The following is a 22223-nucleotide window of genomic DNA, read 5'->3' on the forward strand; positions in this document are numbered from 1 at the left end:
TATTAAACAAGTAGGGTATGTATGCCAGAAGTAAAATTAGTAGAATTGTTGACCCTAGATAAATTAGAAGAAGGTTTGTTTCGAGGGCAAAGTTGGGATTTAGGTTTCAGAGCCTTATTTGGTGGGCAAGTATTAGGTCAAGCGCTAGCTGCAGCACAATTAACTTTGCCAGAAGGTCGTATTACTCATTCATTTCATAGCTATTTTTTGCTGCCAGGAGATGCAAATAAGCCGGTGGTGTTTGATGTTGAAAACGTGCGTGATGGGCGCAGCTTTTCGACTAGAAGAATAAAGGCGATTCAAAATGGCAGAAATATTTTTTATATGACAGCCTCTTTTCAAGCTCCTGAAGAGGGTCTTGAACATCAATATGCTGAAATGCCAAATGTGCCACAACCTGAAGAAATAGAATCAGATATTAAATTAACAGAAAACCCGTTAAGTTCGTCGCAACACATGTGTGATAATAGCGGGTACCATAAACCCATTGATATGCGCACGGTTAATTTTGTTGAGCTAGACAAGGCAACAAAGCAAGTACCCAAACGTTATATTTGGATGAAAGCTCAAGAAGTGTTGTCAGGAAATATCAATCTCAATCAAGTCATGTTGGCTTACGCATCGGACTATCATTTTTTATCAACCGCCCTGCATCCCCATTGTGTAGCGAATTCGGATAAAAATTTACGTATTGCTACTATTGATCACTCAATGTGGTTCCATCATCCGTTTGATTTTGATGACTGGTTATTATATGCGACGCAAAGCCCGTTTTCTGGTGGTGCGAGGGGATTAGTCAAAGGCCAGTTTTTTAATCGACAAGGCAAGTTGGTTGCGTCAACTATGCAAGAAGGTCTGATACGTTTAGTTGGAGAGAAACAGTGATTTATTCTTTAGGCGATGACAAGGTCTCTTTGGCTACGGGAGTTTTTGTCGCTCCTGGTAGTCATGTTATTGGTAAAGTTGTTATGAAAGCCAATAGTAGTGTTTGGTTTAACACGGTAGTACGTGGAGACTGTGATTTGATTACTATTGGTGAAGACAGCAATATACAAGACGGCTCAGTTTTACATACAGATTTTGGTATTCCACTTATTATCGGTAAAGGTGTAACCGTAGGTCACAAGGTCATGTTACATGGTTGCGAGATAGGCGATTACAGTTTAATTGGTATCAATAGTGTGGTGTTAAACGGGGCAAAAATCGGTCAGTACTGTGTTATAGGTGCTAACAGTTTAATAACCGAAAATATGCAAATTCCCGATGGTTCTTTGGTAATGGGCTCACCAGCCAAAGTTATTAAAACGATTCCAGAAAAACAGCAAAAAATGCTAGAGCAATCAGCCGAACATTACGTGCAAAATGCGAAACGGTTCTTGCAACATTTAAAACCAGAAAAAACACCATAAAAAAGGCCCGAATCTATTGCTAGACCGGGCTTAGGGGAATGGCTCTTATTAGAGCCGTGCGCTAACTGTTAAAACTTAATAAATCAATACAAACACTATTAAAGCTAGATTTATAATTGTAGAACAAGTTTGAATAAATAGTAGTTGATTTAAAATTGATTTTTAAAAAACATTAAAATCAATGGGTTAGACATTCTTCGAAATTTCCAGTTCAAGCAAAGTTGTAAAACCTTATTCAAACTAAAAATGTAGGGGCTTTTGAGTATTTATCTTTTTTATGCTCAGCATACATTTACCTATGTTGTAGCAGAGAGTTAATACTGTAAAAATCCCCCTTAATGATTCACCAAATTTTGGAGCTTACATGACACAGTCATTTTCATCCTTTACACCACCTACTCGCATTCTAATGGGTCCTGGCCCATCTGACGTTTACCCTGAAGTACTAACCGCATTGGCTAGGCCAACAATAGGTCATTTAGATCCTAAGTTTGTTGATCTAATGGATGAGGTAAAACAGTTATTACAATACGCGTTTCAAACTGAAAACTCCTTAACTATGCCTATTTCGGCACCGGGCTCTGCAGGTATGGAGTCTGTTTTTGTGAATTTAGTTGAGCCGGGGGACAAGGTTATTGTTTGTCAAAATGGCGTGTTTGGCGGTCGAATGCAACAGAATGTAGAGCGTTGTGGTGGTCAAGCTATCATGGTGCAAGACGATTGGGGGAAACCCACTGATCTCAATAAAGTCAGGGAAACCCTACAAGCTAATCCTGACGTAAAAGCCTTAGCCTTTGTTCACGCTGAAACATCAACGGGTGTCTTAAACGATGCTAAAGCGTTATGCGAACTAGCAAGAGAGTTCGACTGCTTAAGTATAGTTGACGCTGTTACATCTCTGGGGGGAAGCGAGTTACGGGTTGATGATTGGAATATTGATGCAATTTATTCTGGTACTCAGAAATGTCTTTCCTGCATACCTGGCTTATCTCCGGTGTCTTTTAGTGAGAGGGCTATTGCTGTCATTAAACAGCGAACACATCCGGTGCAAAGTTGGTTTCTTGATATGGATTTAGTAATGGGTTACTGGGGGCAAGGTGCGAAACGCGCCTATCATCATACTGCACCTGTTAACAGTATCTATGCCTTACATGAATCGTTACTCATTCTGCAACAAGAAGGCTTGCAAAAAGCTTGGGAAAGACATCATAGAAACCACATCAGTTTAAAAGAGGGATTGGAAAAACTTGGATTAGCACTTCTGGTTGAAGAAAAGTATCGATTACCACAATTAAATATGGTGCTAATCCCTGATGGTGTTGATGATGCCAAGGTACGCAATCGATTATTAAATGAGTTTAATTTAGAGATAGGCGCTGGCCTAGGTAGTTTGGCTGGCAAAGTGTGGAGAATTGGGCTGATGGGATGTGGTTCAAGCCAAAAGAATGTCGGTTATTGTCTCTCTAGTTTAGAAGCAGTACTCAACTAATAATTTTGTGAATTGTTTTATTGTCGACAGTTTTAGCTTGATATTTCTGTTATAAGCTTTATTATGAATGTCATTAGTAATTATTGTCGACAATAAAGATATTGCAAACATCAAACAACATTTCTCCTAGCCTTACACGTGCTGACACGGTTTTTATCGATCTTCGTCAACGCATCGTTGAGGGTGATGTTCAAACGGGTTCAAAGTTAAGTGAGCCGGAACTGTCCAAATATTACGAAATTAGCCGTTCAACACTCCGCGACGCATTATCACGGTTAGAAGGGTGTGGCTTACTTGAGCGTAAAGCAAACATTGGCTATCGCGTGGTGACGTTGTCTACAGAAAAGTTATTAGAAATTTTTCGAGTCAGAGAATCGTTAGAAGGTATGGCGTGTCGCTTAGCGGCGCAGAACATGAGTGTAAAACAAATTGCAGATCTAAAATACCTTCTCGATGTGCACAACAAACATGAATCTTTGCAACAAGGTGAAGCCTATATACAACAAGAAGGGGATGTAGACTTTCACTTTAGAATTGTAATGGGTAGCGGCAATAAATTGTTAATCCGCCTATTGTGTGAAGAGTTATATTACCTAGTACGCATGTACCGATATCAATTCGGTATGGCCAGTCCTAGAGCCAAAAAAGCATTTTCTGAACACCATCACATTATTCAAGCCATCGAAGATCGAGATGGAGAACTGGCTGAAATTCTTATGCGTAGGCATATTTCAGCATCACGTAAAAACGTCGAAAAACGGATGAATACCTTATGAAAACTCCCGGACAACGCTTTCGTCAAGCTTTAAAAGACAACCGCCCTCTACAAATTGTTGGCACTATTAACGCGTATTCAGCAATGATGGCAAAACAAATCGGACATCAAGCTATCTATTTATCCGGTGGAGGCGTAGCTAACGCATCTTATGGATTACCCGATCTCGGTATGACCTCTTTAAACGATGTATTGGTGGACGTACAGCGCATTACTGCGGCTTGTGACCTACCATTGTTGATTGATATTGATACCGGATGGGGGGGAGCATTTAACATCGCAAAAACCATTCGTGATATGGAAAAAGCCGGCGCGGCTGCGGTACATATGGAAGATCAGGTTGCACAGAAACGCTGTGGTCATCGCCCCAATAAAGAGATTGTTTCTACTGAAGAAATGGTTGATCGAATTAAAGCAGCGGTTGATGCACGTAGCGACCCCGATTTTTTTATCATGGCGCGCACTGATTCATTTGCACAAGAAGGTCTAGAAGCGGCAATCGATAGAGCAAAAGCCTATGTAGCCGCTGGCGCTGATGGGATCTTCGCTGAAGCAATTAAAACAGAGCAACACTACCGAGCCTTTGCAGAAGCATTAGAAGTGCCTATTCTGGCAAATATTACTGAGTTTGGGCAAACCGAACTCTGGAATAAAAAGCAATTAGGTGAGTGGGGGGCTGATATGGTGCTTTATCCACTTAGCGCATTTAGAGCAATGAATAAAGCGGCTGAAAATGTGTATCAGTCTATTTTGAATAATGGCGACCAAAAAGCGGTGATTGACACCATGCAAACCCGTTCTCAGTTATATGATTATCTTGGTTATCATGCTTACGAGCAGAAACTAGACTCGCTGTTTTCTGAAGGTAAAAATAAGTAACTATCTAGAGAATTTGTACACATTAGATCACGATAAACCTTACAACCTTTGTGCGTAGAACAAGGGTTTAAATATATAAGTTGGACATAAATATGACTGATAAAAAATTAAGTGGTGCGGGCCTTCGAGGTCAAAGTGCGGGTGAAACTAAATTATGTACTGTCGGTAAGTCAGGATCTGGCCTTACTTATTGTGGATATGATGTATCAGATTTGGCAGACAACGCCACCTTTGAAGAAGTGGCTTATCTGTTGTTTAACGGTGAACTTCCGAATCAACAGCAACTTGACAGTTACAAGGCAGAGTTACTTAAACACAGAGATTTGCCGCCCGCGTTAAAAGAAGTATTGAAACTTATTCCTGCTGATGCGCACCCCATGGATGTGATGCGCACAGGTTGTTCTTTTTTAGGTAACCTTGAGCCAGAAGTAGACTTTAGTGAACAAAATAAAGCAGCCAATAGATTGTTAGCCGCTTTTCCGGCCATCATGTGTTTTTGGTACAGATACAGTCATGACGGTATTGAAATAGATTGTGTGACTGACGAAGATTCTTTAGGTGGGCATTTCCTCAAATTACTAACCGGAGATTCCCCATCTGAACTGCACAGTAAAGTGATGGATGTATCTCTCATTTTATATGCAGAGCATGAATTTAATGCCTCTACTTTCACGGCTCGTGTGTGTGCTTCTACGTTATCTGATATGTATTCTTGTGTGACTGGCGCGATTGGATCGCTTCGAGGTCCTCTGCATGGAGGTGCAAACGAAGCGGCTATGGATATGATCCAAAAATTCAGCTCGCCGTCTGACGCAAAACAACAAATGGCTGGCATGTTAGAGCGTAAAGAGAAAATTATGGGATTTGGACACGCTATATATCGTGAGTCTGACCCACGTAATGTCATTATCAAAGCGTGGTCAGCGAAATTAGCAGAGGAATTTGGTGATAGTTCACTCTATGACATTTCAGTAGCTTGTGAAGAATTTATGTGGGATACCAAAAAGTTATTCTGTAATGCAGACTTCTTCCATGCTTCGGCCTATCACTTTATGGGCATACCCACTAAATTGTTTACCCCGATATTTGTGTGTTCACGTTTAACAGGTTGGGCAGCGCATATTATGGAACAACGCTCGAACAATCGTATTATTAGACCAAGTGCTGATTACGTTGGATCAGAACCAAGAAAAGTAACCGCAATTAGCCAACGATAAAGACCTACTAGTAACAGGTCGAAACATTTCGGCCTGACGTCCTTCTTTAAACTCTGGATACCTTTATGAATTACGAACATCGCAAACCTCTTCCCGGTTACTCAATCGGTGGCGTCAATGTTGACTACTTTGATACCCGTGAAGCGATAGAAGCAATTAGCCAAGGGGCTTATGCCAAATTACCTTATACCTCACGAGTGTTAGCCGAACAACTTGTCAGAAAGTGTGAGCCAGATTCACTCAATGATTGCTTAAAACAAATAATCCACAACAAACAAGAATTAGATTTTCCGTGGTATCCGGCTCGAGTTGTATGTCATGATATTTTAGGCCAAACCGCTTTGGTTGACTTGGCCGGACTACGAGATGCTATTGCAGATCAAGGTGGCGATCCTGCTAAGGTGAATCCTGTTGTTCCTACACAGTTGATTGTGGACCATTCTTTAGCAGTTGAACACGATGGAAATGATCATGATGCTTTTAATAAAAACAGAGCCATAGAAGACAGACGTAATGAAGACAGATTCGATTTCATCGAATGGACCAAAACCGCTTTTAAAAATGTGGATGTGATCCCTGCTGGCAACGGCATTATGCATCAAATTAATTTGGAAAAAATGTCTCCTGTCATTCAGTTGCGTGATGGAGTGGCATTTCCAGATACATGTGTAGGCACAGATAGTCATACTCCCCATGTAGACGCACTAGGCGTAATTGCAATTGGAGTTGGTGGGCTAGAAGCTGAAACCGTGATGCTTGGTCGCCCATCCATGATGCGATTACCTAATATTGTTGGCGTAAAACTTTCAGGTAAACGACAAAGTGGGATCACTGCGACTGATATTGTATTAGCGATAACAGAATTTTTACGTAATGCCAAAGTTGTGTCTGCTTACCTTGAATTTTTTGGCGAGGGTGCATCTGAATTAACCATTGGTGACCGCGCAACCATTTCAAATATGACGCCAGAATATGGTGCATCAGCGGGCATGTTTTATATCGATCAGCAAACCATTGATTATCTTAAAATGACAGGCCGCGAGCCAGAACAAGTGGAGTTGGTAGAAACCTATGCTAAACATACCGGCCTGTGGGCTGATGACCTAAAAGAAGCGCAGTATCAACGAGTTTTGGAATTTGATTTATCGACAGTTGGCCGCAACATGGCTGGCCCTTCAAGCCCCCATAGCCGAGTAGCCACCAGTGACCTGGCTTTAAAAGGCATTGCGTACAGTGTTGAACAAAAAGAAGGTCAAATGCCTGACGGGGCAGTGATCATTGCGGCGATTACTAGTTGTACCAATACTAGTAATCCTCGTAATGTTGTGGCGGCTGGTTTAATAGCCAAAAAAGCCAATGAATTGGGACTTCTTCGAAAACCTTGGGTGAAATCATCCTTCGCACCAGGCTCTAAAGTCGCTAAATTCTATTTAGAGGAATCAGGCTTATTACCAGAAATGGAAAAATTAGGCTTTGGTATTGTGGGATACGCTTGCACCACCTGTAACGGCATGAGTGGCGCCTTAGATCCTGTTATTCAAAAAGAAGCGGTAGAGCGCGACCTATACACAACAGCCGTATTATCTGGTAACCGAAATTTTGACGGGCGAATTCATCCCTATGCAAAACAGGCATTTTTAGCATCACCACCTTTAGTGGTGGCCTATGCTATTGCCGGAACTATACGTTTCGACATTGAAAAAGATGTACTGGGTTATGATAAAAATAACCATGCCATTACACTAAAAGATATCTGGCCCAGTGACGAGCAAATTGATGCCATAGTTTCTGAGTATGTTAAACCAGAACAGTTTAAAAAAGTGTACACCCCGATGTTTGATTTAGGCTCCTTTGAAGCCGCCAAAAGTCCATTATATGACTGGCGACCACAAAGTACTTACATCCGCAGACCTCCCTATTGGGAAGGAGCCCTTGCAGGAGAGCGCACCATGAAGGGCATGCGTCCTTTAGCCGTGTTAGGTGACAATATTACAACTGACCATTTATCACCTTCCAACGCCATTATGTTAGACAGTGCGGCAGGTGAGTATTTAGATAAAATGGGCGTGCCTGAAGTCGACTTTAATTCTTATGCTACACACAGGGGCGACCACCTTACGGCGCAACGTGCCACTTTTGCTAATCCCAAATTGTTAAACGAAATGGTATTGAAAGACGCAAAAGTGCAGCAAGGATCCTTAGCTAGACTAGAGCCTGAGGGCAAAGTCATGCGTATGTGGGAAACCATAGAAACCTATATGCAACGTAAACAACCTCTGATTATTGTTGCTGGTGCTGATTACGGGCAAGGTTCTTCTAGAGATTGGGCCGCTAAAGGTGTGCGTTTGGCAGGAGTTGAAGTTATAGCGGCTGAAGGTTTTGAACGAATTCACCGCACAAACTTAGTGGGGATGGGGGTGTTGCCTCTTGAGTTTAAACCCGGCACAACTCGGCATACTTTAAGTATAGATGGCACCGAAACCTATGACGTTATCGGTGATTATGCTGCAGGCGAAACCTTAACTTTACGTATCACCAGAAAAGACGGTTCACAAGTTCACGTTCCGATGACATGTCGCTTAGATACTGCAGAGGAAGTGCGAGTTTACGAAGCAGGCGGAGTACTACAACGTTTTGCACAGGATTTTCTTGAGTCTGCGGTCTCAGAATAAGGATTTATCAATATGAGTCATAGTCAACAACTTGCTGTTACTGCCACCTATATGCGTGGTGGCACCAGCAAAGGCGTATTTTTTAGCCTTGATGATTTACCTGAATCAGCGCAACAGCCAGGTCCGTCTCGAGATCGTTTGTTGTTAAGAGTGATTGGTAGTCCTGACCCTTATGGAAAACAAACAGACGGTATGGGAGGTGCAACATCAAGCACTAGCAAAACCGTTATTTTGTCGAAAAGTGATCACAAGGATCACGATGTTGACTATTTGTTTGGCCAAGTGTCCATTGATAAACCCTTTGTAGATTGGAGCGGGAATTGTGGCAACTTAACCGCTGCAGTGGGCTCATTTGCTATATCCAATGGTTTGGTTGATGCAAAGCGTATCCCCAAAGATGGCGTGTGTTTGGTACGTATTTGGCAAGCAAATATCAATAAAACCATCATAGCCCATGTACCTATCACAGATGGTCAGGTTCAGGAAACCGGTGATTTTGAGTTAGATGGTGTGACGTTTCCAGCCGCCGAAGTCAAAGTTGAATTTGTTGAGCCTGTAGATGGCGATGAAGCAATGTTTCCGACAGGAAACGTTATCGATGATTTGCATGTACCTGAAATTGGAGATTTTAAAGCCACCATGATCAACGCAGGTATCCCCACCATTTTTCTAGAAGCAACGGCTCTAGGTTATGTTGGTACCGAGTTGCAAGAAGCGATTAATAGTGATGATGTCGCCCTTAATCGATTTGAAACCATACGCGCATACGGGGCATTAAAAATGGGCCTTATCAAACATCTAGATGAAGCCGAAACCAGTCAACATACGCCTAAGATTGCATTTGTTGCGCCACCGCAACAGTATTTAACTTCTAGTGGTAAAACTATTAATGCTCAGAGTATCGATTTATCTGTGAGAGCACTTTCAATGGGCAAGTTGCATCATGCGATGATGGGAACCGCCGCTGTTGCAATAGGCACAGCAGCTGCTATTCCAGGCACGTTAGTAAATTTAGCCGCGGGTGGAGAAGAAATGCAGACAGTTACTTTTGGTCATCCTTCAGGCACCTTGAAGGTGGGGGCTCATACACAGTTTGAAAATGGCGTATGGAAAGTCAAAAAGGTATCCATGAGTAGAAGTGCGAGAAAGTTAATGAAAGGAGAGGTCTTTATTCCATCTGATGCATCGTTAAAGTAATTTTTAGGTTAGCATGGTTAAACAAACACATACCTAAGGGGTAATAATGAAAGCAAACTTACTAACCACGGTTGTTATTGCAAGTACATGTATACTAGCTGGCTGTAACAATCCTGAACCAGAGCAACAAAAAAACATGGAACAACAAACTCCCCTTATGACTAAAAAGGCTACCGATGCGCCATTATGGCTAGAGGAGGTTGAAGGCGAACAAGCCTTAACTAAGGTCAACCAATGGAATGATACTACTCTAGAGAAGTTGATGGCGGACAAGCGTTATCAGCAATACTTCGATGCAGGATTAGAAATTGTTAACTCAAAAGATAAAATTCCCTATGGTACTTATAGAGGAGGCTATGTTTACAACTTTTGGCAAGATGAAGATAACGTTCGAGGCTTATTAAGAAGAACAACACTAGACGAATACGCTAAAGCACAACCGAAATGGGAAAATTTACTCAGCATAGATAACCTAGCAGCACTAGAGGAAAAAAATTGGGTATATAAAGGCTCTAAGTGTTTTGAAGGTAATTACGATCGATGCCTTATTTCCTTGTCTAATGGAGGAAAAGACTCTGTAGAAATACGCGAATGGGACCACAGCTCGCAGACCTTTTTGGAAGAAGGTTTTACACTTCCTGAAGCAAAAACGGACTTCAATTGGAAAGATATCAATAATCTTAACATTGCCACTGACTGGGGAGAAAACTCCTTAACTGAAAGTGGTTATCCATATATTGTTAAAACCTTACAAAGAGGGCAACCACTCGCTGAGGCCAAACATGTTTTTTCTGGTGAACAAACCGACGTTGGGGTGTTTCCTTTTTCCGTAAAACTCGGTGAGCAAAACCTTAACATGCTGGTACGTGCGCGTACTTTTTATGAATCAGAATATTTTTGGCTTCCTGATGATGGAAGCGAAGCAAAGCAATTACCTTTGCCTTCAAAAGTAAGTGTAGAAGGTGTGTTTAAGGGGCAACTCGTTTTGTCTCTCAATCAACAGTGGTCACCGACTGGTTCCCAGCAAACCTTTGAAAGCGGGGATTTAGCTTCTTTTGATTTGAGTCATTGGCTAGAAAAGCAACAAATTAAAAATTTACAACTATTATATCATCCTGACCAACGATCCACTGTTGATGGCGTGTCTATTTCTGCTAACAAAGTTGTGTTAACACTGTTAGAAAATGTCAAAAGTAACCTCTATTTGTATGACTTTGATACTAAGTGGTCCCATGTAAAGTTAGCTATGCCAGAAAATGGTTCGATGTCAGTTTCATCGGTTAATCGAGACAGCGATATCATTTTTGTTAATCAGGAGAGTTTTGTTGCACCAGACACCTTGTTTAAAGTAGATGTTAACAATTTGGATATCACGGAAATAAAATCTATTCCTGCTCGTTTTGACGCTTCAAATATTGTCGTTGAACAATTTCAAGCCAGTTCTAAAGATGGCGAAAAAATACCTTATTTTGTGGTTAGGCAAAAAGATATCAAATACGATGGATCTAACCCAACCTTGCAGTATGCCTATGGTGGCTTTCAGGTTTCTCTAAAGCCTAGTTATTCTGGAATACTGGGTAAAAATTGGCTTGAGCAAGGCGGTGTGTATGTGTTGGCCAACATTCGCGGGGGAGGAGAGTTTGGACCTAATTGGCATCAAGCCGGACTAAAAACCAAGCGTCAGGTTATCTATGATGACATGATCGCGGTTGGCGAAGATATTATTGCTAAGAAAATCACCTCACCCGAACATTTAGGGATAATGGGTGGCTCAAACGGGGGGTTGTTAATGGGGGTCATGTATACCCAAAGGCCAGATCTTTGGAATGCCGTTGTTTGTCAGGTTCCTTTGTTAGATATGTTGCGGTATCACAAGTTGTTGGCAGGTGCGTCTTGGGTGGGTGAATATGGTAGTCCTGATATTCCAAATGAGAGAGAATTTTTAGAAAAGATATCTCCACTGCATAATATTGATCCTAAAGGGGATTACCCATCAATATTATTTGTTACTTCGACTAAAGACGATAGGGTGCACCCCGCTCATGCTAGAAAAATGGCTTATCTATTGGAAAACTATGGTCATGATTTTGAATATTATGAAAATATAGATGGTGGGCATTCTGCGTCAGCTAATTTGCGTGAAACAGCGAAACGAACAGCCTTGGAATATACATTTTTATCGCAAAAATTAATGGACTAAATGGCTGCATGGCAGCAACAATGAGTTGCTGCCATATGTTGTTTAATCATGTCTGCATTGCAATTGGTTCATACTTTATTCATTTCTCTATATTTATGATAGCGCCTCTTTGAATTTGAAATGTCCCCTATTGAGGTTTTTTATATGCGAATTTGTCTACTATTTTGTTTCACACTTTTGATTGGCAATACCTTTGCTCAAGAAAGTTCTAACGTTAAGCAACACAGGACTATTGAGGTTTTTGGTGCGGGAAGCATACAAAGTGTCCCAGATCGCTTTAGTTTTAGTTTGTCTATTGAGGAAAAGGGAAAAGTTGCAGCCCTCCTTAATCAAGCCATTATTGAAAAGACAAACTCGGTAATCCAAGCTCTATTCGAAATAGGTGTCGATAAGCAACAGGTGCAATCTTTACAAATACGATTTAATCCTTGGATAGAGTATAAAAATAACACCCAAGAACAAAAAGGTTTTATTCTAACCAGACAGATAACGGTAACCTTAGATTCGTTAACCAAATACGAACAGTCAATAGATGCCGTTCTAAACCTTGGTGTGAGCCATATTAATCAATTTCGTTTTTCAAATAGCCAAAGTGATGAGCATTACCAAGCTGCGTTGCAACAAGCGTTATTAAACGCACAACAACGAGCAGCGGATATGGCTAAGGTATTGGGCTTGAAATTATCTGGTGTCATATCCATATTAGAGCAAACATCAGGGCAGCCAGCGCCAATAATGGCTAAAGCGCGGCAATTCCAAGCGTCTGAAAGTTACCAAGCTGGAGAAATGTTAACCGAGGCAAGGGTGAAGGTTGTCTTTGCTTTGCAAAACGCTTCTAAATAGAAAGTAAATTTATATTAGGTTGAAATTGATGGCAGAAAATAAACAGCAACACTATGTGCAATTGGCACAACAAATCGAAGCAATAGTTGCTGGTGAGCAAGATTTAATCGCCAATATGGCGAACATAAGTGCAATACTTTATTGGGGATTAGAAAAAGTAAATTGGGCAGGGTTTTATTTATTAAAAGACAAGCAATTAGTTTTGGGACCATTTCATGGACAACCTGCTTGTATACGTATTCCAATTGGCACGGGGGTATGTGGTACCGCTGTTTCAGAAAATTCCATTCAATTAATAGAAGATGTGCATCAGTTTTCGGGACACATTGCCTGTGATGCCGCTTCAAATTCGGAAATTGTGTTACCTATTTTAAAAGAAAACCAGATTATTGGCGTTCTAGATATCGACAGTCCTGAGATTGCTAGGTTCGATCTTGATGACCAAACCGGACTCAGTCGCATCGTTGATATACTGCAGGCGAGTTTGGTCAATGACGCAGAAGATATTCTAAGGAGTTAAACTTAGTGAAAAGCAGTATAGATATCCAAGTCGTATTGGCGACAGTTGACGACATGGATTTTTGGGATGATCGAGCTTTTGACGCGACGGATAGGATAAATACTATTCTTCATATGCTTTATGATAAAGCTGATGAAGACATAAATTCGACGTCATTAGAGAATATGATCCAATATATTTGGGAAAATTGGCGAGAAGATGCGCATTTACTCGATATTGATGAAGATGATTTGTATGACTGGGTTGACCAACTTCTAGCAACTTGGGATGATGAGCACCAAGAACCCCGTTAACGAACTAACTAGAAGACTGAATGGACAATCTACAGAAATTTACGAACAGCAAAGAAGTCATTGGCTTCCTAGTCGAACAATTCCCCGCCTGTTTTAGTAACAAGGGCGACGCTAAACCTTTAAAAATTGGTATTTTTCAAGACTTAGCTGAACGATTGGAAAACGAAGAGCGCGTCAGTAAAACATTGCTACGTTCGTCATTAAGGCATTACACCAATAGTTGGCGTTATTTGCATTGCATCAAAAAAGGTGCGAAACGCATCGATTTAGATGGCAATGAAGTTGCAGCTATTGAAGAAGAGCATATCGAACACGCTAAAAAGCAGCTTGACGAGAGTAAAGCTAAGGTGGCAGAAAAGCGTAAAGAACAAAAGGCAACGGGTGCTGAGGTAAAAAAGGCGTTTAAAAAGAAAGATGCGCCTAAATTTAAACCTACTTCTAAGGTCGTTAAACAAGAACAAACAAAGGTAAAGCAGCCTCCCGCCGAACGATTGGAACAACAACATATTGTAGCAGGAACCGCTGTAACCGTGAAAATTGGCAAGAGTCCCATGCCCGCGACTATTACTGATGTCAGTAAAGATGGCATTCAAGTGCAACTTGATACAGGAATGGTTGTCAAAGTTCAGTTGGAAAACCTGAGGTTGGCTCGTTCTAAAAGGTAAAATAATGATTAAATCAATTCGTATATCTGTGGCATCAGCTTTATTGGTGATGAGTTCTGGCTCTATAGCAATAGAGAGTAGTTTGGGTGTCAAAGACTTACCCAAATTGGCACAAGAGTCACAACATGTGGCAGCAGCAAAAAGGGTCTCGTCGCAATTTTTACGAGCCCACTATAAACAGATTGATTTAGATGATGCGTTGTCGCTTAAAATATTTGACCGCTTTATTCGGTCTTTAGACTTCAATCGCAACGTGTTTACTGCTGAAGATATCAAGAGTTTTGAAGCATATAAGAGTAAATTTGATGATGCGATTGAGCGAGGTAATTTAAGTATTGCTTATGAGATTTATCAACTCAATATGCAGCGACGTGCACAAAGATACGAGTATGCTTTAACCTTATTAGACAAAGAATTTAATTTTGCTCTTGCTAACGATAAATTTACTTACGATCGTGAAGAGGCGCCTTGGGCGAAAAATACTGAAGAATTAAATGAGTTATGGCGTCAAAGAGTGAAGTACGACGCTCTTAATTTGAAATTAGCAGGTAAAGATTGGCCTAAAACGCAAGAATTACTGACCAAGCGCTACGAGCGCGCCATCAAGCGTCTAACGCAGACCTCTAGTGAAGATGTTTTTCAAACGGTAATGAATTCATTTGCGCGCAGTATAGAAGCGCATACCAGTTATTTGTCGCCGAGAAACGCTGAACGTTTTCAAATGGAAATGAACCTTTCTTTCGAAGGGATTGGCGCAGTGCTGCTTAGTGAAGATGATTTTACTGTTATACGAAGTGTGGTGCCTGGCGGGCCTGCAGATTTGTCAAACAATATTAAGCCTGAAGACAAAATAGTGGGTGTTGCCCAAGACGACGATGAGTTTGTTGACGTTATTGGCTGGCGTTTGGACGAAGTTGTCGAACTTATTAAAGGGCCTAAAGGTAGCATTGTAAAATTACAAGTGGTCAAAGGCTCCTCTGAATCTTCAGTGCCTGTCGTGGTTAAGTTAACCCGAGACAAAATTAAGTTAGAAGACAGGGCAGCCAAATCTGAAGTTTATATTCCTAAAGATGGTCCTCATAAAGATCAGAAGTTAGGGGTTATTTCAATTCCTTCTTTCTACAATAACTTGCACAAAGACGTTAAGAAGGAAATTGACAGCCTTAACGAGCAAGGTGTTTTAGGCGTGATTGTTGATCTGCGTGGCAATGGCGGTGGCTCGTTAACTGAAGCCACTTTACTATCGGGCTTGTTTATTGATAAAGGTCCAGTAGTGCAAATACGCGATGGAGCAGGGCGTATTCGACTCGAAAAAGATGTAGATGGCAAGGTTTTTTATGATGGGCCTTTGACTGTTTTAGTGGACAGATATAGTGCTTCGGCATCAGAAATTTTTGCTGCAGCGATGCAGGATTATAATCGCGCATTGATCCTAGGCGAACAAACTTTTGGTAAAGGTACAGTGCAACAGCATCGTCCACTAGGACGTATCTATGACTTGTACGAGAATCCTCTAGGTAGTGTTCAGTTTACTATCGCGAAGTTTTACAGAATCAATGGTGGCAGTACCCAGCACAAAGGAGTGATTCCGGATATTTTATTCCCGTCTGTAATAGAACATGCTGATTGGGGGGAAAGCCAAGAAGAAAACGCTTTACCTTGGGACAGTATTGCTAGAGCCAATTACACTACATTTGGTGAAAACAAAAATACCGTAAAAGGTTTAACAGAACTACATAATCAAAGAATTAAAAAGGAATTTAATTACATATATGAAGATTTAGAGCGCTACAGAATTAAGAAGGAAGATAAAACCATTTCGTTGGTTGAAGCAGAGCGCCTTCAAGAAAAAAATGAAAATGAAAAACGTAACCTAATGCGCACGAATGAACGACTAGCGCGTTTAGGATTAGAAAAAGTAGAGAGTTTGGATGACTTACCTGAAGAATTAGAATCGGTCGACCCGTTTTTAGAAGAAGCGGCGAATATTACCTATGACGTTTTAGCTATGGGTAAGTACGCCATAAATAGCGACAAAAATTAAAAAGAGGCTGCATTACGCAGCCTTTAAATATTTTAAAATATAATAATAAAAATAATAAGGGCAACACATGGCAGTACGCGGAGAGTTTTCGTCTCGAATGGGGTTTGTGCTGGCTGCTGCTGGTTCAGCAGTAGGTCTCGGTAATATTTGGGGGTTTCCTACCCAAGTTGCCAGCAATGGCGGCGCGGCATTTGTTTTAGTGTATATCATACTCGCTTTTCTTCTCGCCTATCCGGTGCTGATGGCAGAGTTAATCATAGGTAGAGCGACACGCTCAAATATGGTTGATGCTTTGGGCAAAATATCTGGCAGTAAGATAGGGCGCGCTACAGGGGTGTGGGGATTTGTGACGGTTTCCTTGATCCTTTCGTTTTATGCCTTGGTAGCCGGTTGGATGTTATCGCACTTTTTGCAAACTATTAGTAATATGGTTGGTCAAGAAACGATTTCAACTTGGTTAATCTCTTCTTCGTACACCAGAGACATACTTTTCTCAGGTATCTTTTTATGTTTAACCGCCAGTATAGTTACGGGGGGGGTTAAACAAGGGATTGAACTTTGGTCAGTTCGATTAATGCCAGCTCTTTTCTTAATCATTGGATTATTAATCATCTATGTCTCTACTCTAGATGGTGCCGCAGCAGGTTGGAAAGCCTATTTACTCCCTAATTTCAGTTTAATCATGGAACCAGATCTGTTGATTAGTGCAATGGGGCAAGCGTTTTTCTCTATGTCGTTAGGGGTCGGTACTATGTTGGTATACGGTTCCTATGTCAGTAAAAACGAAAACTTACCTACACTCGGAGCCTCAGTGGCACTAGTCGATATAGGTGTTGCAATTTTGGCAGGTATGCTAATTATTCCTGCTATGTACGTAGCTCTACATAACGGAGTGAAAATATTTTCTGATACTGGGGCATTAATTGAAGGCCCTAATCTAATATTTGCGGTACTACCTTCTTTGTTCGAAACCATGGGAACAGTTGGTATTTATGTGGCCTTTGTCTTTTTTGCGTTAATGATAATCGCGGCGTTAACCTCTTCAATATCTATGCTTGAAGTACCGGTTGCTTTTGTTGTTGAAAGTAAGGGCATCGGTAGAAAGCGAGCAGTTTGGACATTAACTCTGATTATCTTTGCTCTGAGTTCTACAATTGCATTAAATATGGGGAATTTGTTTGGGTTGGTCATTGATTTAACTACTAAATATAGTCAGCCGCTACTTGGTTTAGTGTTATGTATATTTGCTGGGTGGGTCTGGAAACGTGATCAAATATTGGCGGAATTAAAACTAGGTAATGAACAAGCTGAGCATAGTATTTTCTGGAAAATTTGGCCGTGGTATGTGCGTTTTGTTTGTCCAGTAGTAATAGCCATTATGTTTTATCGTTCTATCGCTGGTTAATCCACCTTATCTAGACTTTTCAGGATAGTTTAAATTTATGACAATTGAAAAAACAAAAGCCGAAGCTTCATTATCTGATGCCTTGATACCTATCGTCATTTTAGTTGCGCTGTTAGGTGGTTCTGTATACTTATTTGAAGATAATTCCTCATTTGGGCCCAATCAAATCGCCTTATTAATAGCCATGGGTATTGCGGCAATAATCGGATTAAAGAATGGTTATAGTTGGGATGATATTGAACAGGGTATAATTAAAGGGATCTCTCGATCCTTAGGTGCAATTCTTATTTTGTTAGCGGTTGGTTCGCTAATTGGTACTTGGATGTTAGCGGGGACGGTTCCCACACTCATTTATTATGGATTGGATTTGCTCAATCCGTCGATGTTTTACGCGGCAAGTTGTCTTATTTGTGCCGTCGTCGCTATGAGTATCGGTAGTTCTTGGACAACGGCTGCAACTGTTGGTGTGGCGCTAATGGGTGTGTCTATAGGTATGGGAATGTCTGAAGCAATCACCGCCGGCGCAATCATATCGGGGGCTTATTTTGGAGATAAAATCTCGCCACTTTCAGAAACCACGAATTTGGCACCCGCTATAGCCGGCACTAATTTATTTGAACATATCCAATATATGTTGTGGACAACGGTCCCCAGTATTGTACTGACACTGATTTTGTTCGTTGTGATTGGCTTAGGCGCAGATTTACCCGAAACTGCCAGCGGTATTCAAGAAATGCAAACCTTGTTGCAGCAAGAATTTAATTTGGGTTTGCATATGTTAGTGCCACTATTGGTTTTGTTAACTATGGCCATTAAAAAAGTGCCAGCGTTTCCCGCTGTTGCAATCGGGGCATTATTAGGCGGAGTATGGGCTGCGATATTTCAACCGGAAGTTATCGCCAGTTTAGCCGGAGAGGGCATAAGTGCACTTCGAGGTTCGATTGTTGTGGTTTGGACGGCACTGTTTGATGGCGTATCCTTTTCTACACCAAGTGACACTTTGAATGATTTGTTAAGCCGAGGAGGTATGTCAAGCATGCTAAATACCATTTGGTTAATCATGTGTGCCATGACCTTCGGAGCCGTATTAGAAAGAGTAGGTTTACTTAAACGAGCGGTTAGTGCATTTTTAAAGGGTGCCAAATCAGCTGGAGATATGATTACCCGAACAATTTTGACGAGTATTGGCACTAACATAATCACTGCCGATCAATATATGGCAATTGTTATGCCTGGTAGGATGTACAAAAATGAATTTGAAAAACGTGGTCTTCATCAGCTAAATTTATCCCGTAGTTTAGAAGATGGTGGGACTCTAACGTCACCTCTTATTCCATGGAATACTTGTGGTGTATATATGCACGGTGTATTAGCTGTTAACCCGTTAGATTATATATTTTATACGTTTTTTAATTTAATTAACCCCGTGTTAGCTATTATCTATGCGTATCTTGGCATTAAGATTTTGCGTATACCCGTTCCAGAGGTTAACGCTGACGCTGAATTACCCTCAGAGCCGGCAGAAACCAAGGCATAAAGTGCAAAATTGCTGCTTTGCAGGCAGCAATTTAAGTTTCTCTTGTTAATTCATTTTCATTATTGAGGATATAATGTCCACTATACTTCCCGCTGTAAAAAAACGTGCTGATTATCAACAACCAGATTTCTCAATCAATCATGTCGATCTCGAATTTACGCTATTAGAAACAAATACAAAAGTAGTGTGTATTTCACAAGTAACAAGAAATGGTCAACATAACAAAGCTCTTGTTTTAGATGGCGAAGGAATAAGTCTAAATTCGGTTCAAATAAATGGCGTAACCATCACTTCGTATCAGCTAACAGAGACCACGTTGACTATCGATTTAGATAATGGTTGTAATGAATTTGAATTGCGTATCGAAAATACCCTCAACCCAAAAGAAAACTCTAGCTTAGAAGGACTCTATCTTTCAGCTGGTGCATATTGTACGCAATGCGAGGCTGAGGGATTTAGAAAAATAACCTACTTCTTAGACCGACCAGATGTGCTAGCCAAATATGATGTCACGATTATCGCAGATAAAAAGGCGTTTCCCTATTTGCTCTCCAATGGTAATAAAATCGATTATGGCGACTTATCAGATGGAAAACACTGGGTAAAATGGTCAGACCCTTTTTATAAACCTTGTTATTTATTTGCTTTGGTTGCAGGTGATTTCGATCTGTTGAAAGATTCTTTTGTCACCCAGTCTGGCAGAACTATTGCTTTAGAACTATTTGTAGATAAAGGCATGATTGGGCGAGGACAGCACGCACTTGATTCACTTAAGAATGCCATGAGGTGGGACGAAAAAGAGTTTGCGTTAGAATACGACCTCGATATTTATATGATAGTTGCAGTAGACTTTTTTAATATGGGAGCGATGGAAAACAAAGGTCTAAATGTATTTAACAGCAAATTTGTATTGGCTGATGCAGAAACAGCTACTGATGAAGATTATTTTAATATTGAAGCCGTTATAGGCCATGAGTATTTCCATAATTGGACCGGGAATAGAGTCACTTGCCGAGATTGGTTTCAGCTAAGTTTGAAAGAAGGCTTGACGGTTTTTCGCGATCAGCAATTTAGTGCTGATATGTCCTCTTCAATCGTTAACCGTATTCAAAACGTCAGAATTATTCGAGAGCGTCAATTTGCTGAAGATGCTAGCGCGATGTCGCATCCGATTAGGCCTGACGAAGTCATAGAAATGAATAATTTCTATACTGTGACCGTATACGACAAAGGGTCTGAAGTGATCAGAATGTTATTCACCTTGTTGGGGAAATCTGGTTTTTTAGCAGGCATAAAATTGTACTTTGAGCGCTTCGATGGTCAAGCGGTGACCTGTGATGATTTTGTACAAGCTATGCAAGATGCCAATAATAAGGATCTTTCTCAATTTCGTCGTTGGTATAGTCAATCTGGAACCCCTCAGGTAATCGTAAAAGATGCTTATGATCCAAATACTAAGACCTATCGAATAGATTTTGAACAGTCCCATTCAGCCACTTTTGATCAAAAAGAAAAGCAAAATTTGGTGATACCTATTCAATTTAGTTTACTCGATGATAAACGCGAGGCGTTGAAACTCAATGATGCTAATGAGGTACAAACCACAATTGAACTCAAAGACACAATACAAGGTTTAGAATTCAAGGACGTAAATTCTAAACCAGTTCCATCGCTACTACATGGGTTCACTGCGCCTGTTCGTCTCGATTACGAATACACCCAACAGCAATTGGAAAACGTGATGTTGGGCTCACCCGACGAATTTGCGCGATGGGACGCAGGACAAATGTTATTTAGTGACTGCATTCATAACTTAGGTACTAAAACTGAAGAGCAACAAAAGGCGTCAATTAAAGAAACTGTGGCTATGTTCGAACCTGTTTTTCGAGCTACAGATATTACATTGGCATTAAAAGCTGAAATGCTGACACTCCCTAGTTTCGAAACCTTATTCCAACAAAAAGATCGTGTTGATATCGATGTCTTGAATCAGTCAAGAAAACGATTATATGCAGCCTTAGCACAAACCTTCCAAAAAGACTGGCACGCCTTATATTCTGAGTTTGAAATGAAGGCCTATGCCTATGAACCTAAACAAGTCGAACAAAGAAAGATGCGTAATTTGGCCCTTAAATATCTAACGTTGTCTGAACATTCAGATACCAAACATCTTTTGAGGCAACAATTTAGCATAGCGGATAATATGACTGATACTCTAGGGGTACTTAACGCGGCGCAACTGGGAGATTTGAACTTATTTGAAGACTTAATGTTGGAATTTGAACAAAAGTGGCAAGCTGATCCTCTCGTTTTGGATAAATGGTTTGCGTTGCATGCGAACACCGATCGTACTGATATACTGTCACGCATAACTATGTTGATGAGCCACAGTCAATTTACTATCAGTAATCCTAATAGAGTGCGTGCCTTAATCGGAACATTTAGCTTTTTTAATGTGGCGGGATTCCACAATATTGACGGTTCAGGCTACAAATTTGTCGCTGATTATTTGATAAAATTAAATGAGGTTAACCCGCAAGTGGCGGCACGGATAATTACGCCGTTAATACAATGGCAAAAAGTGGATGAGACCAGACAAAAACTTATGCAGCATCAGCTTATGCGTATCGGAGATACCCAAGATTTGAGTAAAGATTTATTTGAAAAAATATCTAAAAGTTTACCATAGAGTGGTGGGTTTTTAATTTAAGAAAATAAATATGGAAACCTTCTATTTTACCTTATCGCTCAAGTATGAGTTATGTGAACAACTTTATAAACCAGGCATTAATACCGTGATTATGCAGGCTGACAATGGGAAACGGATCCAGTTACCAGTGAAGAACTTAAGACCCCATGTCAGCCCAATTGGTATCAAAGGGCGCTTCAGGTTGATGATTGACGGTAATAATAAAATTAAGAGTTTTGAGAAGATTGCATAACCTTCTACATTACTCATCCGCAGTTCACGCATTTCAAAATCAAACACAGCACGTTTTCGTTTTAACGCTTATTACAAGTCATTAAATGTCAGTGGGTTTTACCTACTACTAATCGGTCAGATACCTAAGATTTACC

18 protein-coding genes are annotated in these 22223 nt (G+C 40.7%); all 18 read left to right on the forward strand.

The genetic code is table 11. The features are described 5' to 3' along the window. Positions 1-21 precede the first annotated feature (21 nt). The 18 genes from ABJK37_RS11940 (at position 22) to ABJK37_RS12025 (ending at position 22087) form a co-directional block, all read left to right on the forward strand. On the forward strand, positions 22-885 hold the full coding sequence (locus ABJK37_RS11940; RefSeq protein WP_348353774.1) for an acyl-CoA thioesterase domain-containing protein: 864 nt from the start codon (positions 22-24) through the stop codon (positions 883-885). After that, positions 882-1409: a gamma carbonic anhydrase family protein gene (locus ABJK37_RS11945; RefSeq protein WP_348353777.1), complete on the forward strand. Its 528-nt coding sequence runs from the start codon at positions 882-884 to the stop codon at positions 1407-1409. The genes ABJK37_RS11940 and ABJK37_RS11945 overlap by 4 nt, the downstream gene beginning before the upstream one ends. Before the next feature lie 364 nt (positions 1410-1773). Beyond that, entirely contained in the window at positions 1774-2898 is a 1125-nt protein-coding gene (locus ABJK37_RS11950; RefSeq protein ID WP_348353779.1) for an alanine--glyoxylate aminotransferase family protein, read from the forward strand. A gap of 101 nt (positions 2899-2999) precedes the next feature. After that, complete coding sequence (locus ABJK37_RS11955) at positions 3000-3674, forward strand: GntR family transcriptional regulator (protein WP_348353782.1); 675 nt, start codon at positions 3000-3002, stop codon at positions 3672-3674. Further along, positions 3671-4552 (forward strand): methylisocitrate lyase, encoded by an 882-nt coding sequence (gene prpB / locus ABJK37_RS11960; RefSeq protein WP_348353785.1) that lies wholly within the window; start codon positions 3671-3673, stop codon positions 4550-4552. Before ABJK37_RS11955 ends, prpB begins: the two co-directional genes overlap by 4 nt. 92 nt (positions 4553-4644) lie before the next feature. Continuing rightward, complete coding sequence (gene prpC, locus ABJK37_RS11965; RefSeq protein ID WP_348353788.1) at positions 4645-5769, forward strand: 2-methylcitrate synthase; 1125 nt, start codon at positions 4645-4647, stop codon at positions 5767-5769. A 65-nt stretch (positions 5770-5834) separates the two neighbouring features. Further along, on the forward strand, positions 5835-8441 hold the full coding sequence (gene acnD, locus ABJK37_RS11970) for a Fe/S-dependent 2-methylisocitrate dehydratase AcnD (protein WP_348353791.1): 2607 nt from the start codon (positions 5835-5837) through the stop codon (positions 8439-8441). A 12-nt stretch (positions 8442-8453) separates the two neighbouring features. Continuing rightward, positions 8454-9638 carry a 2-methylaconitate cis-trans isomerase PrpF gene (gene prpF / locus ABJK37_RS11975; RefSeq protein ID WP_348353794.1) on the forward strand — a complete coding sequence of 395 codons (1185 nt, stop codon included), beginning with the start codon at positions 8454-8456 and terminating at the stop codon, positions 9636-9638. A gap of 46 nt (positions 9639-9684) precedes the next feature. Next, positions 9685-11838, forward strand: a complete 2154-nt coding sequence (locus ABJK37_RS11980) for a prolyl oligopeptidase family serine peptidase (RefSeq protein WP_348353797.1) — start codon at positions 9685-9687, stop codon at positions 11836-11838. A 144-nt stretch (positions 11839-11982) separates the two neighbouring features. Next, entirely contained in the window at positions 11983-12681 is a 699-nt protein-coding gene (locus tag ABJK37_RS11985; RefSeq protein ID WP_348353800.1) for an SIMPL domain-containing protein, read from the forward strand. Positions 12682-12709: 28 nt separating this feature from the next. After that, on the forward strand, positions 12710-13201 hold the full coding sequence (locus ABJK37_RS11990; RefSeq protein WP_348353804.1) for a GAF domain-containing protein: 492 nt from the start codon (positions 12710-12712) through the stop codon (positions 13199-13201). A gap of 5 nt (positions 13202-13206) precedes the next feature. Beyond that, complete coding sequence (locus ABJK37_RS11995) at positions 13207-13494, forward strand: hypothetical protein (protein WP_348353807.1); 288 nt, start codon at positions 13207-13209, stop codon at positions 13492-13494. 20 nt (positions 13495-13514) lie between these two features. Further along, positions 13515-14159, forward strand: coding sequence for an RNA chaperone ProQ (gene proQ / locus ABJK37_RS12000; protein WP_348353810.1), 645 nt, complete (start codon positions 13515-13517; stop codon positions 14157-14159). Between the two features lie 4 nt (positions 14160-14163). Next, positions 14164-16203, forward strand: coding sequence for a carboxy terminal-processing peptidase (gene prc / locus ABJK37_RS12005; protein WP_348353813.1), 2040 nt, complete (start codon positions 14164-14166; stop codon positions 16201-16203). Positions 16204-16270: 67 nt separating this feature from the next. Next, positions 16271-17608, forward strand: a complete 1338-nt coding sequence (locus ABJK37_RS12010) for a sodium-dependent transporter (protein ID WP_348353816.1) — start codon at positions 16271-16273, stop codon at positions 17606-17608. Positions 17609-17645: 37 nt separating this feature from the next. Then, positions 17646-19145 (forward strand): Na+/H+ antiporter NhaC, encoded by a 1500-nt coding sequence (gene nhaC, locus ABJK37_RS12015; protein WP_348353818.1) that lies wholly within the window; start codon positions 17646-17648, stop codon positions 19143-19145. Positions 19146-19218: 73 nt separating this feature from the next. Further along, the gene (pepN, locus tag ABJK37_RS12020) at positions 19219-21834 is read left to right on the forward strand and encodes an aminopeptidase N (protein ID WP_348353821.1); all 2616 of its coding nucleotides are present in this window, start codon (positions 19219-19221) and stop codon (positions 21832-21834) included. A 31-nt stretch (positions 21835-21865) separates the two neighbouring features. Then, positions 21866-22087, forward strand: a complete 222-nt coding sequence (locus ABJK37_RS12025; RefSeq protein ID WP_348353824.1) for a DUF2835 family protein — start codon at positions 21866-21868, stop codon at positions 22085-22087. The last annotated feature ends 136 nt before the right edge of the window (positions 22088-22223 follow it).

Source organism: Paraglaciecola sp. (genome assembly GCF_039964565.1).
Taxonomy (GTDB): domain Bacteria; phylum Pseudomonadota; class Gammaproteobacteria; order Enterobacterales; family Alteromonadaceae; genus Paraglaciecola.

Bases quoted from the DNA above. Each gene is read 5' to 3' on its own strand.
- ABJK37_RS11940 (WP_348353774.1), top strand. From the start codon at position 22: ATGCCAGAAGTAAAATTAGTAGAATTGTTGACCCTAGATAAATTAGAA.
- ABJK37_RS11950 (WP_348353779.1), top strand. From the start codon at position 1,774: ATGACACAGTCATTTTCATCCTTTACACCACCTACTCGCATTCTAATG.
- prpB (WP_348353785.1), top strand. From the start codon at position 3,671: ATGAAAACTCCCGGACAACGCTTTCGTCAAGCTTTAAAAGACAACCGC.
- prpC (WP_348353788.1), top strand. From the start codon at position 4,645: ATGACTGATAAAAAATTAAGTGGTGCGGGCCTTCGAGGTCAAAGTGCG.
- acnD (WP_348353791.1), top strand. From the start codon at position 5,835: ATGAATTACGAACATCGCAAACCTCTTCCCGGTTACTCAATCGGTGGC.
- prpF (WP_348353794.1), top strand. From the start codon at position 8,454: ATGAGTCATAGTCAACAACTTGCTGTTACTGCCACCTATATGCGTGGT.
- ABJK37_RS11980 (WP_348353797.1), top strand. From the start codon at position 9,685: ATGAAAGCAAACTTACTAACCACGGTTGTTATTGCAAGTACATGTATA.
- ABJK37_RS11985 (WP_348353800.1), top strand. From the start codon at position 11,983: ATGCGAATTTGTCTACTATTTTGTTTCACACTTTTGATTGGCAATACC.
- ABJK37_RS11990 (WP_348353804.1), top strand. From the start codon at position 12,710: ATGGCAGAAAATAAACAGCAACACTATGTGCAATTGGCACAACAAATC.
- proQ (WP_348353810.1), top strand. From the start codon at position 13,515: ATGGACAATCTACAGAAATTTACGAACAGCAAAGAAGTCATTGGCTTC.
- prc (WP_348353813.1), top strand. From the start codon at position 14,164: ATGATTAAATCAATTCGTATATCTGTGGCATCAGCTTTATTGGTGATG.
- ABJK37_RS12010 (WP_348353816.1), top strand. From the start codon at position 16,271: ATGGCAGTACGCGGAGAGTTTTCGTCTCGAATGGGGTTTGTGCTGGCT.
- nhaC (WP_348353818.1), top strand. From the start codon at position 17,646: ATGACAATTGAAAAAACAAAAGCCGAAGCTTCATTATCTGATGCCTTG.
- pepN (WP_348353821.1), top strand. From the start codon at position 19,219: ATGTCCACTATACTTCCCGCTGTAAAAAAACGTGCTGATTATCAACAA.
- ABJK37_RS12025 (WP_348353824.1), top strand. From the start codon at position 21,866: ATGGAAACCTTCTATTTTACCTTATCGCTCAAGTATGAGTTATGTGAA.